The sequence below is a fragment of the Nostoc sp. ChiQUE02 genome, from assembly GCF_034531305.2.
Taxonomy (GTDB): Bacteria; Cyanobacteriota; Cyanobacteriia; order Cyanobacteriales; family Nostocaceae; genus Nostoc.
On the sequence record NZ_JAVRBN020000022.1, the window covers coordinates 83,512 to 98,120 of the forward strand.

Here is a 14,609-nt window from a genome sequence, read left to right on the forward strand (position 1 = left end):
CGATTTAGGATAAGCGCTTTGCTAACTCACCTGCGGAATGTAGGTTAAAAGCGCAAGTTCGAGGGTTAAAGGTGCAACTTCGAGGGTCAAAGGCGCAAGTTCGAGGGTCAAAGGTGCAACTTCGAGGGTCAAAGGTGCAATTTCGAGGGTTAAAGGTGCAACTTCGAGGGTCAAAGGTCAAGCGATCGCTCTTTTTACTCGACAGTTCATGCTAAAAGGTGCAACTTCCGAGTTCAAAGGCGCAAGCTTCGAGTTCAGAGATGGGGCGATCGCCCTTTTAACTCGACAGATCGTGTTCCAAGGTGCAAGCTTCGAGTTCAGAAGTTAAACAGTGAAGGTTGAAAGTAAATCTTTACTCTGTTCCTGAGCGTCTTTGAAGAAAACTGATATGGTCAGTGTCCAGTAGATATCTCACAGTTGTTCGCCAGTCTCTTCTGTAAATATGTCAGCGTGGCGTAATGACCGACCATACTCTAAAGCTTCCAAAAATGCTGGTTCATCAGAGATTGAGCCAATAACCTTTTCTAGCCAATTACTATAGGTAGGCGCATCAATGACTCGATGTTTGATATCTGCAACTGTTTGTTCAAGAGTCGCTAAACGTTGTTCAAGATTTGCTTCATCTAACATAATTTTCTTTGAGACTTTAGTTTCAATGGTAATGCTTATCCGCGCCTGGACAACTAGGAAAGATTTTTTGTGCTAAATCATTCTGCAAATACGCAATGTACACAAGACTATAAGTGATGCCTACGACGGGCTAATCGGCTTCGCCTTTTTAACTCGACAGTTTATGCTAAAAGGTGCAACTTCCGAGTTTCGAACTGGAATGATGAAGGTTTGAAGGGGAGCGATCGCATCATCAACAACAGGCGATCACACACCATTAACATGAATAAAACTGAGAATATTCTACTAACCAAATAAACGCCTCTAAAAACCCTTCTTCTTAATTCCTAAAAATTTCTAAGTTTTCACGAAAAAGAGTGCTATTAGGATTGAGGTGAACAGCTCTTTCCAGTTCTGCAATCGCTTCTTCTAGCTTCCCTTGTTTGAACAGCGCCAACCCCAGGTTATTGTGAATTGTTGCAAAGTTTGGGTTGAGGTGCAAGGCTTTTTGGTAAGCGGCGATCGCTTCTTCTAGCCTGCCTAGTTCGGAAAGTGCATACCCCAGGTTATTGTGACTGGTTGCATCGTTTGGCTCGAGGCGCAGGGCTTTTTGGTAAGCTGCGATCGCTTCTTCTAGCTTCCCTTGTTCGGACAGCACTAACCCCAGGTTATTGTGACTGGTTGGATCGTTTGGGTCAAGTTGCAGGGCTTTTTGGTAGGCGGTGATCGCTTCTTCTAGCTTCCGTTGTTTGAACAGCGCTAACCCCAGGTTATTGTGAATTGTTGTATCGTTTGGGTCAAGTTGCAGGGCTTTTTGGTAGGCGGCGATCGCTTCTTCTAACCTACCTAGATGGGAAAGTGCATACCCCAGGTTATTGTGAATTGTTGCATCGTTTGGGTCGAGGCTCAGGGATTTTTGGTAAGCTGCGATCGCTTCTTCTAGCTTTCCTTGTTCGGACAGCGCTAACCCCAGGTTATTGTGAGCGGTTGCATAGTTTGGGTCAAGTTGCAGGGCTTTTTGATATGCGGCGATCGCTTCTTCCAACTTCCCTTGCTTTTTCAGCGCACTCCCCAGGTTATTGTGACTGGTTGCATAGTTTGGGTCGAATTGCAGGGCTTTTTGATATGCGGCGATCGCTTCTTCTAGCCTACCTAGCTCGTTAAGAACAAACCCCAGGTTATTCTGAGCGAGTACAGAGTTCGGGTCAAGACAGAGAGCTGCTTTGTACTGCACGGCTGCTTCCTCGAACTTTTTAGCTTCGTGCAAACGATCTGCTTCGTTTATCAGGCTTGTGACTTGATATTGACGTTCTTCCAGTTCTTGTGTTGTTTGTTTAGCGGGTGAGGAATTCGAGTTAGCAACTAATTGCACCGCCTCTCGAATTCCTTTAACAACCTCCAAGAATGCCTCATCTCGATCATTCCAGGCTTTTATCGGTATATTACTAGGTAGTGGAGACAGTTGATCAATGGGAGGAGTTTTCCAATCCGCATAGCGTAGCAACACTGGGATAACACAAGCCTTCCCCGCTGCATTCTGCTCTAAGGCTCGCGTAACTTCAACTGTCCAATGATAGTCAGAATTCATGAAATCAGGGCTAATTAGCAACAAAATCAATCCAGCTTGGTTTAGATGCTCGTCAATTTCACCTGTGATTTCTTGCCCAGCAACAATTTTGCGATTATTCCAACTTGTAATAATGTTTTCCCGACGCAAAGCCGCTAGATGCGTCTCTAACTCTTTGCATAGTTCTTCATCTTTCTGATGGTAAGAAATAAAAACTTCAATAGACTTCATTGGGGGCATGGCGATACTGTCGCTGTTTTAAAATATAACTACAAAAGTTTTTGCTCGATTTCTTCAAGCTGCCGATCTAATCTATTTTGTTCTGTTTCGGCTTCCTGAATTTGCATTTCTAGCTTCAATTTTGTAGATACATCTGTTTCAATGGCGTAAGCTTGGCGCAGCCGACCTAATTTTGTGCTAGCCAGGTCATACTGTTGTTGCAGTGAATCCCGTTCTTGCTCTAATCGGCGACGCTGGCGTTCAGTTAAACCCCCACTCGTTACAGCAGGGCTAGAAGTCGCGGGTGTAGTAGTTCCAGAAGCTGTTGAGGAGGAGGGTTTAGATTTCGCTATTTCCTCAACTACCTTGCGAATCCCTTGAGCGACATTTAAAAAAGCCTCATCTTGGTCTTGCCAGGTGGTGACAGGTTTAGCATTTTTGGGTAGTGCTTGCAGTTTACCAAAAGGCGCACCATTTCAGTCTGACGGCTTAAGAATAATCGGAATTACCCGAGCTTCCCGCGTTTCATGTCGCTCCATTGCCCGTGTCATTTCTTTGTCGTAGCAGTAATCTGAAGCCAGAAAGTTAGCACTTACCAGTAGCAGAATGATATCTGCAACTTCCAGATTGTCATCGATCGCATTTGCCCATTCACTCCCAGCACTGATTTCGCGATCGTGCCAAGCCTCAATAACTCCTTGACGTTTCATCATGCTCAGATGAGTTGCCAACTCGTCTCGCAACGCTTCATCTTTGTGGGAATAGGAAAAAAATACTTTAACCGCATTAGACATATTCTTGAATCTACTTGATTAAATAGCTGTATAGGAGTATATAAGTTAATTTTCCCAAAAAAAAAGCCCAAAGGGAGAGTATTTATTTATTCTCTGGGATCAAACTGCGGTTTGTTGCCGAGATAAATCCATCAAATTCACCAGCTTGCAAACAAGCCGTGCATCTACATTGTTATCCCATTCAGGATTACTAACTTTACAGATATTAAAGTAAATAATTTTGCGATCGCTATTGACCAATTCTCAAAAAAGACAAAGCAATTACCTTTTTAACTCGACAGTTCGAGTTAAAAGGTGCAACTTCCGAGTTCTGAACTCGACACTTCGAGTAATATCAAGTTCGGTAAATCACTTACGATATGTCATTGCGAATGCAACGAAGTGGAATGTTCGCGAAGCGTTCCCGCAGGGTAGCAATTCGCTTGCGCTTTGGGATTGCCGCGCTTCTCTACGAGACGCTGCGCGTAGCTTGCTTCCACGTTCACGTAGCGTCCCGTAGGCAAGTGGTACGACTTCGCTCAATGACCCAGTGACCATCGGAAACATCGCTACTTGTCAACTCTGCTGAGATAAATCCATTAAATTTGCCAGCTTGTAAACTACCCGCGCTCCAACATTACCATCCCACTCTGCATCACCAACTTCGCAGATATCAAAGCCAATAATTTTTCTCCCACTATTAACCAATTCCCGGAACAGACAAAAACTTTGCTCTAATTCCAACCCACCTGGAACAGGAGTACCTGTACTCGGACAGAGTTTTGGATCTAGACCATCTGCATCAAAGCTAATGTAAACATACTCAGGTAAATGACTGATAATTTCTCGACATAAATCAATCCAAGTTGTTCCAGAGTAAAGCTTTTGCTTAATAGCTGGGTCGTAATAAGCAATAATGCGACTATCAGATTGGTCAATCATTTGCACTTCATCATGACTAATATCACGCAAACCCACCTGCACCAGCTTGGAAATTTGCGGTATTTTCATCGCATTAAACATAATCGACGCATGGGAAAACTCAAATCCCTCATAAGCATCGCGTAAATCTGCGTGGGCATCAATGTGCAAAATGCCATAGTTTGGGTATTTAGCTGCTAATGCTTGAAAATAACCTAAAGGCGAACTGTGATCTCCACCAATGACTGCAACTCGCTTACCATTATTAATTGCTTCTTGACAATTTTCAAACAGCCATTGATTAACCTGTTCACCAGCTTGATTAATTTCTGTCAAAACAGGAGTTAAATCTGGTGTATCTGAGAGTTCTTTCCCTTGAGCTAATCGCTCAATAATTTTTGCTGCCAAAGTGCGGTAGTATGTGTTCTTCTCTAAAATATCTTGGGGAATTTCCACCATGAAAATTCCCTGCTTCCAACCATCAGGGTTATCAAAATCGAACAAATCCAGTTGAGTCGAAGCATCGAGAATTCGCTGTGGGCCGTTAGCAGTGCCAGCACCATAGGAAACTGTGACTTCCCACGGCACACCAAAGACAATCAGGTTTGCAGACTCGTAATCGCAGGGTAAACCTAAGAGGTTGCCATTTATTTCACCGACGCCGCTAGGATTGTAGTCTTGTAGTTGATTACTCATCGATTATCTTCTGGATTTACGTGGATAGACAGCACGCCGCCTAGTGGACATCTGCATTGTAATCAAAATTTTTCACAGGCGGTAAACTACTATGTTCACTCTAGCAATTAGTTACCTGCCTCCTGTTCTATGTACTTACAACAGCGCCTCTATGAATTGAGCGAAATTGCGGCGATATACCTGTTGGTTATATTCCTGCCACTGTTTGTCTGAAGAATAGGGCGATCGCTCTAATGTTGCCTGTTGGATGTATGCTATCAATGGGCGACGAAGACACTCATATTTCTCAAAGGCTTTGGCTATAGCTTGCGTATCATCCCAGTTATTCTCCTCGGCAATTTTAGCGATTAGTGTTGCAACTGCTAGCGCATCTTCAAGTCCTTGATTAGCTCCTTGAGCCATGAAGGGAGGCATTCCATGTGCAGCATCGCCAACTAAGACGATTCGTCCGACACTCCAGGCTGGTGGAATTTTGCCAGGATTACCTTCAGGATTGTTAGAAACTTGTAGAGAATCCGAAATCGTAGCGCGGTGAATATAGTATGGACGTTGCTGCATCTTTGCAGGAGGAGATATACGTACTAATTGCTTCAGTGCATTAGGAAAGTTTGCCTTCTGCAACTCCTGCAAAGCTAAGTCAATTAAAGAAGTTTCAGACTTTCCTTGCAATGAGTCTAAAGGCAAAGCAAGATGTATTATGTACCCTAGTTCACCAGTTGGTCTACGAAATAAAATGATCCTGATGTTCTTTATACAAACATAATTTCCAGATATTTCATCATTAGTGATTGTTACAAGTGGTGAGTCTTGAAAGAAATCTTCTTTTAATTTCGTCCACAGTTCCTTTGCTATCTCAGCTATTTCCATACAAAATATAGCTGCAAATCCAGAGTATTCAGGCCGGGCAAAATCATGGTATTCACTATCTGTGTAAAGTAGCCTACGAACTGTAGAATTAATCCCGTCTGCTGCAACAATTAGTTTAGCTCTAATCGATTTTGTTGCGATTTCTTGGGGGGCAATATCTGAGGTTTGGGGCTGTGTGTCATTATCTTTCTGCCCATCTATCCAATACGCATAGGGGTTGGCTTCTATTTCTGTGTCAGCTAGACAATCTATCCGGACACAACCGTTTTCCGACTCATTCACAACATTAACACAACGGTGATTAGCTTTAACTCGGTTTTGGGGAAGTAGCTGTCTGAGGGTTGTCTGCAAATTGTACCAAGAAATTGACACTCGACCCTCGCCATAATCTTTAAACCAGTCATCGAAACTAAGCGAGGTTGACCGAATTATCTGCCCTTTTAAATCTTTGTAAGCCCATTGGGGTGAAGTCTTTGGAGGTTGTTGCCCTTGAGTAGGTTCGACAGTTTTCTGGTCATTAGACTGCTTGGGATTCAATAAACCAAGTCCAGTTTTTTTGACTTCTTCGTAAGCGTTAGAATCTAAATATTTGAGAGCTTGTAATCCATTGGGGAGAAGATCCAATGTTTGTCCAACTTGACGAAAGGCGCGAGTTTGATCGATGACAAGAACATTTTCAATAGCACGTTTACGTAAGCCAATAGCAGTTGCTAACCCAATAGGCCCAGCGCCAACCACTACAACATCGTAGATTTTCTGAGGAGCAGAAGAGGAAACAACAGAGCCAGCTAAGGTATCAGCTTTGGTTGATGTGTTTGTATCTGTATGAGGACTTGATTTAGTTTCTAGCATATTTATACATAGGAATTTTGGATAGAAGCTGGGTAATGTGGAAAGCTATAGCCATCAAATCACATACCATTACACAAGAATATTAAAATCAAATGCAATAAGTTAGATATTTTGCTGCCATCAGACTTTTATCTCAAATACCAACTATGGTTAGCGGGCAAAAATCCTGAGTACTTTTTTATGGTGATGGGTGCGAGCGATCGCAAAGCAAATATAAAATAAATAAACCACAAATTCTGATATCAGCTTCACAGACAGGTTACTTGCCACCATTTAGTTAAAAAATTTGGAATCGCTTATGCGTGCAATGATTCTGGAAGCACCGCATCAACCCCTACGGTTAGTCCAATTGCCAGTCCCAAAACCCAATCCTGAGCAAGTACTGATTCGTGTTCATGCTTGCGCTGTCTGCCGTACAGATTTGCATATAGTTGATGGAGAATTGACACACCCTAAACTACCTCTAATACTTGGGCATCAAATTGTCGGTACTATAGAGGCGATGGGCGAGAGCGTTGATAAATTTAGTGTTGGTCAACGAGTTGGTGTTCCTTGGCTAGGTTATACTTGTGGCGATCGCTGCCGCTACTGTCTTTCCGATCGTGAAAATCTTTGCGATTATGCCGAATTCACTGGTTACAATCTTGACGGCGGCTATGCAGAATACACCGTTGCCGATTATCGCTTTTGCTTTCCCCTAGACCCTAGCTTTCCTGATTTGCAAGCTGCACCCCTGTTGTGCGGTGGCTTAATTGGCTATCGCGCTTACAGAATGACAGGTGAAGCCGAAAAACTGGGTTTTTATGGCTTTGGTTCATCTGCCCATATTTTGATTCAACTGGCTCGTTATCAAGGGCGTCAAGTTTTTGCCTTTACTCGTTCTGGCGACCTTGAGGGACAAGAGTTTGCCCGTCAATTGGGTGCAACTTGGGCAGGTGACTCAGATGTATTACCTCCAGAACCTTTGGATGCAGCGATTATTTTTGCATCAGTGGGGAAACTAGTGCCAGCTGCTTTGCGTGCAGTTTCCAAAGGCGGTGTCGTAGTTTGTGCAGGGATTCACATGAGCGATATTCCCTCTTTTCCCTATGACATTCTTTGGGAAGAAAGAGTGTTGCGGTCTGTTGCTAATTTAACTCGCAGAGATGGTGAAGAATTTCTGACTTTAGCCCCCAAAGTTCCGATTCGCACAGAGGTAAATGCCTTTCCCTTGACTCAAGCGAATGAGGCTCTGGATGCTCTTCGTAGTGGGAAAATTGAAGGTTCTGCTGTTTTGGTTATAGATTAGTCAACTTAAGCCCAAGCGAATGGAATTGCCTGCGGCACACTGCGTGTAGCTTACTTCGACCTAGGAGTACGCGGTTACCAGGCAAAGTAAGAAAAAATTCAGGGTTTAAAACCCATCTCCGTGGGTTTTGTTTGTGTAGACGTGGTTTCTAACCCAATACAGTTCAGATAAGCCCAAAACCCTGATGTAGAGACGCGATTTATCGCGTCTTTAAAGACCAATCATCTACACCAATACATGATGTGGCTTTTCTGAACCGAGTGCATTCCACCGCGCCTTCAAGCGATGGACAGGAAAAACCCCACGAGCATACAAGTCACTTCACCATAGCGGTTGATTGCCATTTGTCCTTAGTGGATGACCAATGACCAATACAACTCTTGGAGAGGCTGCGCCAACGGCTACGCTCAGTACAAGTGACCAATGACCAATGACCAACTATTTACTCAACCCGCTTAACTTCAAATCCCCGCAACCCTTCCGGTACTTCATACTCAACCACAACATCTTTAACTACAGCAGCAGGTGGCCCAGAGTGACACCAGCGAACCATATCATCTACAACCTCTCGCGCCCCTTCAAAGACTGCTTCTACTCGATTATCAGGGAGATTCCGCACCCAACCAGTTAATCCCAACTGGCTAGCTGTGTCCACAGTCGCGTAGCGATAACCCACTCCTTGGACTCGGCCAGAAATGAATACATGGGCGCGGATGATCTTTGGCAGTGCTGTGGAATTCTGCATAGACTGGTCTAATCTTTACGATTTCCAGTCTACCTAGTTTGTGTATACACAATCTGTTTTTAACTCCAAATTGCGAAATTAATCCCGGTCTTCGTCTTCATCATCATCACTGCGATGTCTGTACTCACGGTCTTCGTCGTCATCATCGCCGCGATGTCTGTACTCGCGGTCATCGTCATCATCACTGCGATGTCTGTACTGGCGATCGCGATTATCCCATTCTTCATCACGTTGTTTCTGCTTGCCACCGACTATATTTCTGAACATATCCCCTATTCCCATAATTTTCCTCCTGAGTTGGCGAATCTCCTTATTTACGGTCACTTTAGTAGTTTGTCTAATGCTTGTGGCGGATAAATCTTCCAGTAGGTGTAGATAAAAATAAAATCATCCCTCTCTTTGGGAGTGTCGCAGAGTAGTGATAAAGTATTTTTCAATCAATAAGGTTCAGTTAGCGTCAAAAATCTTAAACTGTGTAGGTTAGGTTGAGGAACGAAACCCAACATTTCTGTGGCTTTGTTGGGTTACGCTTTGCTTAACCCAACCTACATTTTTTTTAACTGAACCGTATTGATTTTTCAACACCTACTGCTGTAGTGAATTTAATTAGTCAGTAATCAGTTATTCAACTTAGAATTTTGAATTGCTTATGTCTAACCTGCCACCACTCAATACAGAAACAATTTGGGCAATTCTTGACGAGAAACTTGATGATGCCACAGTCAATCAGTTGCTATGGCATTATTTAGGTTATCGCTATGATTCCTCAACTGCACAATGGGACATCAGCCTAGTTGCACCAGAATGGCAAGATGAGTACCCACAACCACCAAATTTCATAGAATCTCGTCCCGCAACAGTCAAGTTGACTCGTTCCATTCCTGCTGAAAATAAACAAATGCTCAAAGAAAAACTTGGTTTTAAAGGTTATAAAATTGGTGAATTTGGGCCTCGGCAAACTCGCAGAGCCACGGCAGCGAATTGGTTGTTAAGTTATCTGCAACAAACTCACGGTAAAATAGAGTAATCTGAATCAGTAGATATTTGGCAACAAAATATCTTATTTTACCGACTATCTGCTGTATTAGTAGTTAATAGAAATCTATTGATTGATTTAGTGAATTTTGCAATCTGATACAAGGGAATTTTAATTTTAGTAGTATTACTTGCAAAATATACTCTATGGTAAATCTGGATTTAAGCCAATCAACAAATACTATAAACAGTCAATAATAAAATAATCAGTTAATTTATGTAAAATATTTATAAATTATACCTGAAGATAGAAGCACACCTTATCTAATTCTTTCTCTAGAGCGATTTGCAAATTCAATTGAGCATCAGAGAATACTTCTATCAACCCTTGATATTACAAACACTTCTATGGCAAAGCCAATTGAATTTAATTTATTTGCACCTTACAACAAAGGAGCCGCATTAATTGGTTCTTTTTCTGATTGGCAAGAAATTCCAATGGAAAAAGGTGATGATGGTTATTTTCGCACAAGTGTTGAACTAGAAGACGGCGTTTATAAATATAAATTCCGTATCCAGTCAAATTCATGGTTTTTTGAACCAGAACAATGGGTTGATGTCACAGACCCTTATGCAACTGATATAGATGAACTGAGTGGAAAAGATGATAGTATTGTCCGGGTTAAAGATGGTGAAAGGATTACCGATACATACGTTTGGCAACATGATGATAAACCTTTACCTGCTGACCACGAATTGGTAATTTATGAATTGCACGTTGGTGACTTTTCTGGTGGCGAGGATGATCCTTATGCACGAGGCAAATACAAACATGTCATTGAAAAATTAGATTATTTGTGTGAACTAGGAATCAACGCTATTGAGTTGATGCCACTTAAAGAATATCCTGGTGATTATAGTTGGGGTTATAACCCCCGCCACTTCTTTGCAACAGAATCTAGTTATGGTTCTACTGCTGAGTTAAAAAAATTGATTGACGAGTGTCATGCCAGAGGTGTTCGTGTAATTATTGACGGTATTTATAACCACTCAGAAGCATCTAGTCCGTTAACACAAATTGACCACGATTATTGGTATCATCACGAACCTCGCGATCCTGATAATAACTGGGGTCCCGAGTTTAATTACGAGCATTACGACGAAAATTTAGATGTTTATCCAGCACGGAAATTTATTGGTGAAACAATCCGTTTCTGGATATCAGAATATCATCTTGATGGTATTCGCTATGATGCAGCGCGGCAAATTGCCAACTACGATTTCATGCACTGGATTGTTCAGGAAGCCAAAAAAACTGCTAGCATGAAGCCTTTTTATAACGTTGCCGAGCACATTCCTGAAACTACCAGCATTACCAATGTAGATGGGCCAATGGATGGTTGCTGGCATGACAGTTTCTATCACTGCATTTTAGAACATATCTGCGGTGATACATTTGATTTAGAGCGTCTAAAAGATGTCATTGACTGTAAGCGCCAAGGCTTCTTGGGTGCCACCAACGTAGTAAATTATCTTACCAACCATGACCATAACCATGTCATGGTAGAACTGGGGAACCGTGAAATTTTTGACGAAGAAGCCTTTAGGCGGGCTAAATTAGGAGTAGCCATCCTAATGACTGCTGTTGGAGTACCTTTGATTTGGATGGGAGAGGAATTCGGCGAGTATAAACCTAAACAACCTGAATCATCCAAAATCGATTGGACGCTGTTAGGTAACGATCTAAATCGTGGTTTATTTGAATCATACAAAGGCTTAACTAACCTGCGTAAAAGCAATCATGCCCTTTACACAGAAAATATTGATTTTATCCACGAAAATCCAGAGGCAAAAGTATTAGCTTATACTCGTTGGAATGATGAAGGTTCTCGTGTAGTCGTAATAGCAAATTTCTCAGAAAACTTCCTAGCTGACTATCATGTTCCGAACTTTCCTAGCGCTGGTACATGGCACGAGTGGACAGGCAATTATGATGTCGAAGCTGGTGATGATGGCATCATAACTGACTTGGGACCATACGAAGCTAAAGTGTTTGTATGGCAGTAAAGATATACACTATCACTGAGGCAGTAGTCCAATAGCAAAGAAAAAGGGGAAAAATATTTCCCCTTTTTTAGTTATTATCTAACTCATCTACAGTTTAACTAGAAATTTGTCAAGTAAAAAATAAGCTATTTTAAAATCTCATGTGTTTGTGTTACACTTTTGAGTTGAAGTGCGTAAATAAAATTGCCAGAGCATCCCCATGCACAACAAATTATTTAATAGTAATATCGACAACGCTAACATTGAGAACGATCACATTTTATTAACTCCTAATGAAGTTAAATCAAAATTACCTTTAACACAATTAGCCGAACAAAGAGTTTTAGCATATAGGCAGGAAATAGAACAGATTCTGGATTTTCAGGATCGTAGAAAATTTATAGTAGTTGGTCCATGCTCAATTCACGACCCAAAAGCAGCGCTCGAATATTCTGAGAAGTTGAAAATATTGGCCGAGCGAGTCCAGGATAACCTGCTACTAATTATGCGAGTGTACTTTGAAAAACCAAGAACAACCGTAGGCTGGAAAGGGTTAATTAACGATCCAGATATGGATGATTCTTTCCATGTAGAGAATGGGTTATTAATTGCACGGGATCTATTATTAAAAATTACAGAGTTGGGATTACCTGCTGGTACAGAAGCACTAGATCCAATCATACCTCAATACATTAGTGAACTGATTACATGGTCTGCCATTGGAGCACGCACAACCGAATCACAAACTCACCGCGAAATGGCAAGCGGACTTTCGATGCCCGTGGGTTTTAAAAATGGTACTGACGGCAATATTCAAGTAGCTCTGAATGCCCTACAATCAGCTAGAAACCCGCATAATTTTCTGGGAATTAATCAAAACGGACAGGTCAGCGTTTTTCAAACTAAAGGTAATGCCTACGGTCACGTAATTTTAAGGGGTGGTAGTCAACCCAACTTTGATGCAGCAAATGTCAAACTGGTAGAAGAGAAATTAAAACAAGCAAATTTACCACCGAGAATTGTTATTGACTGTAGCCACGGAAATACCAATAAAGATTACAAATTACAAGGTGCTGTCTTAGAAAATATTATTCAGCAAATAGTGGATGGTAATACATCAATAGTTGGCATGATGCTGGAATCGCATTTGTATGAAGGTAGTCAACCAATTACTGGGAAAGAAGAATTAAAATATGGTATTTCTGTAACTGACAAATGTATTAGCTGGGAAGAAACTGAAAAAATTATTTTGGCTGCTCACGAAAAACTTAAATAAATACAATAGCGTAGGTTTTCTTTATGTTCTCTGCGCCTCTGCGGTTTAAAAGTGATTTATGGAACCGCAGAGACACAGAGAACGCAGAGAGGAAAGTAGAGATTTTATCGGTGTTGCAGAGAAAGCGGGATGACGAAGGCTGGTTGTGTGGGATGGCATCTTGCCCGTCCCTTGTATTTCCGTCCACTCAGGATGAGTCACCTTTTGAAAGAGCTACTCTGCGCCCATTGGTGTCAAATTAAGCTAAAACTCCTTTAAAACCTCATTTTCAGCCCAGAGGCTGGAAATGCTATTCATTGGGCTGCTGCGAGTTAGGAAGGCGGAGCCTCCCCAGTCTCCGACTGGGAACGAGACAATCTGTAAAAGCTTGTTGGACTCGCTTTTACCTTAAGTTGACATGTATGGCTTTGCGCCCCTACCCTCCTTGGTTTTTCTTATAGGTGCTGTTTCATATCTATTGGTTGTTGTGATAAAGGTCTGTTAGTATTTGTTTTAAGAATAAATCTCGGTTTTCAAGCCAGGTTATACCTGGCTTATCTAAATCTTTTACAAATCAAAAATATTATTTCGTGCTTCATCTGGTGTTATCTGAAAACCACTTTAGATAAAATCATCTTTCAGACAATTGATAGATCGTCGTAACCGTAGACAGATAGAAAGGATACTTCAGATAACTAGGTAACAACAGTGTTAATCCTAATAATTGCATCGCTCTGGTTTCTGTCCTGACTGTCGTTTTCCTTATAAGGAATCATTGCCTCAGCTCAAATAGTAATATTGAGGTGTGAGAACTGGTATATTCCTTATAGTTACAAAACTAAAATGAACGTTGAAAGTATTCGACTTAAAAACATCAAATTACAACAAAATAGTATATTACAGAAAATTTTTCGTTTAGCCTCAAATCCTAATTATGAGTCAGATCAAATACAACAACTGAATCAGACTTTAATTCAAATAGTAACAACAATTGAAAAAATCTGTTCTAATCAACAAGCAACGCCATCAAACCTGACGAGTTCATCTCGTAAAATCTACTCATGGCTCAAGTTTTTGACAGATGAACAATACCTACAACTTCACCTGAAAACTACTGGCTATTTGCTGGAAAGTGCTAAAAAACTTCTGGTTATACATGGTCAAAAATCACTCCAAGTAATGATTGAAATAACTAATTTAGCTGGGCTATATCAGAGTAAAAGGTCTGTAAACGCAGCGGATATCATGATTAGTGAGGGGTTTATAAATGCACCAAAAGCAGTTTTACAAGCGTTAGTGGAATCTGCTCTTTTTGGCAAGAGTCAAGATAATACACGACTCATCAGATCATTTGCCAGTACAGAAGAATATATTGCTGTATTGTTAGAGCTTGATTTGATTGCTGAGGTAGTAGCAGAAAATCCCCAAGGCAAGTTTTATAATCTAGATGAGTTATTTGATAAAGTCAATCATGAATATTTCGCAGCAAGTCTTGTCAAACCACGTCTAGCATGGAGCCGAATTAACACTTACCGTAAATTAGGACACTACGAGTCAGCCAGAGATAAAATAGTGATGAGCTTGACTCTTGATAATGCTAAAGTACCTGAATTTGTAGTTGAGTTTGTGTTGTATCATGAATTGCTGCACAAATACCACGGTACGAAATGGGTTCAGGGAAAAAGAATGGTTCACACTAAAGAGTTTCGTGTCAGTGAAAGCCAGTTCAAATCTTATAACGAAGCATCAAGATGGTTAGAAAAATTAACATCTGGTCGCTGTAATTGAAATTATTA

At 41.3% G+C, this 14,609-nt stretch carries 15 protein-coding genes and 1 pseudogene; 7 read left to right on the forward strand and 9 right to left on the reverse strand.

The genetic code is table 11. From position 1 onward, the window contains the following. Positions 1-21: 21 nt before the first annotated feature. From RM347_RS21900 to RM347_RS21930, 7 genes are all read right to left on the reverse strand, one after another. Positions 22-174, reverse strand: coding sequence for a hypothetical protein (locus tag RM347_RS21900; RefSeq protein WP_322715813.1), 153 nt, complete (start codon positions 172-174; stop codon positions 22-24). Between the two features lie 237 nt (positions 175-411). Continuing rightward, positions 412-630 (reverse strand): transferase hexapeptide repeat containing protein, encoded by a 219-nt coding sequence (locus RM347_RS21905; protein WP_185579945.1) that lies wholly within the window; start codon positions 628-630, stop codon positions 412-414. 319 nt (positions 631-949) lie between these two features. Next, entirely contained in the window at positions 950-2,416 is a 1,467-nt protein-coding gene (locus RM347_RS21910) for a tetratricopeptide repeat protein (RefSeq protein WP_428850594.1), read from the reverse strand. A 455-nt stretch (positions 2,417-2,871) separates the two neighbouring features. Next, entirely contained in the window at positions 2,872-3,189 is a 318-nt protein-coding gene (locus RM347_RS21915; protein WP_322715816.1) for a toll/interleukin-1 receptor domain-containing protein, read from the reverse strand. A gap of 555 nt (positions 3,190-3,744) precedes the next feature. Next, the gene (speB, locus tag RM347_RS21920; RefSeq protein ID WP_322715817.1) at positions 3,745-4,785 is read right to left on the reverse strand and encodes an agmatinase SpeB; all 1,041 of its coding nucleotides are present in this window, start codon (positions 4,783-4,785) and stop codon (positions 3,745-3,747) included. Between the two features lie 135 nt (positions 4,786-4,920). Next, the gene (locus RM347_RS21925) at positions 4,921-6,504 is read right to left on the reverse strand and encodes an FAD-dependent oxidoreductase (RefSeq protein WP_322715818.1); all 1,584 of its coding nucleotides are present in this window, start codon (positions 6,502-6,504) and stop codon (positions 4,921-4,923) included. Between the two features lie 150 nt (positions 6,505-6,654). Continuing rightward, positions 6,655-6,777, reverse strand: coding sequence for a hypothetical protein (locus RM347_RS21930; protein ID WP_322715819.1), 123 nt, complete (start codon positions 6,775-6,777; stop codon positions 6,655-6,657). Between the two features lie 25 nt (positions 6,778-6,802). Between RM347_RS21930 and RM347_RS21935 the strand changes: the two genes are divergently transcribed. After that, positions 6,803-7,792 (forward strand): zinc-dependent alcohol dehydrogenase family protein, encoded by a 990-nt coding sequence (locus tag RM347_RS21935; protein WP_322715820.1) that lies wholly within the window; start codon positions 6,803-6,805, stop codon positions 7,790-7,792. A 247-nt stretch (positions 7,793-8,039) separates the two neighbouring features. Continuing rightward, positions 8,040-8,129 (forward strand): annotated as a pseudogene (locus RM347_RS21940) (hypothetical protein); the annotation flags it as partial. Positions 8,130-8,234: 105 nt separating this feature from the next. Here the strand turns inward: RM347_RS21940 and RM347_RS21945 are convergent. Together RM347_RS21945 and RM347_RS21950 are read right to left on the reverse strand one after the other, a co-directional pair. Beyond that, complete coding sequence (locus RM347_RS21945; RefSeq protein ID WP_322715821.1) at positions 8,235-8,537, reverse strand: acylphosphatase; 303 nt, start codon at positions 8,535-8,537, stop codon at positions 8,235-8,237. 78 nt (positions 8,538-8,615) lie between these two features. After that, positions 8,616-8,819, reverse strand: a complete 204-nt coding sequence (locus tag RM347_RS21950) for a polyribonucleotide nucleotidyltransferase (protein WP_428850595.1) — start codon at positions 8,817-8,819, stop codon at positions 8,616-8,618. A 367-nt stretch (positions 8,820-9,186) separates the two neighbouring features. Between RM347_RS21950 and RM347_RS21955 the strand changes: the two genes are divergently transcribed. From RM347_RS21955 to RM347_RS21975, 5 genes are all read left to right on the forward strand, one after another. After that, a complete protein-coding gene (locus RM347_RS21955; RefSeq protein ID WP_322715823.1) occupies positions 9,187-9,564 on the forward strand; it encodes a DUF1823 family protein in 378 nt (125 codons plus the stop codon). 356 nt (positions 9,565-9,920) lie between these two features. Then, on the forward strand, positions 9,921-11,579 hold the full coding sequence (locus tag RM347_RS21960; RefSeq protein ID WP_322715824.1) for an alpha-amylase family glycosyl hydrolase: 1,659 nt from the start codon (positions 9,921-9,923) through the stop codon (positions 11,577-11,579). A gap of 199 nt (positions 11,580-11,778) precedes the next feature. After that, a complete protein-coding gene (locus tag RM347_RS21965) occupies positions 11,779-12,834 on the forward strand; it encodes a 3-deoxy-7-phosphoheptulonate synthase (RefSeq protein WP_322715825.1) in 1,056 nt (351 codons plus the stop codon). Between the two features lie 23 nt (positions 12,835-12,857). Then, positions 12,858-13,076, forward strand: coding sequence for a hypothetical protein (locus RM347_RS21970; protein WP_322715826.1), 219 nt, complete (start codon positions 12,858-12,860; stop codon positions 13,074-13,076). A gap of 580 nt (positions 13,077-13,656) precedes the next feature. After that, positions 13,657-14,601, forward strand: a complete 945-nt coding sequence (locus RM347_RS21975) for a M48 family peptidase (protein ID WP_322715827.1) — start codon at positions 13,657-13,659, stop codon at positions 14,599-14,601. Positions 14,602-14,609 lie beyond the last annotated feature (8 nt).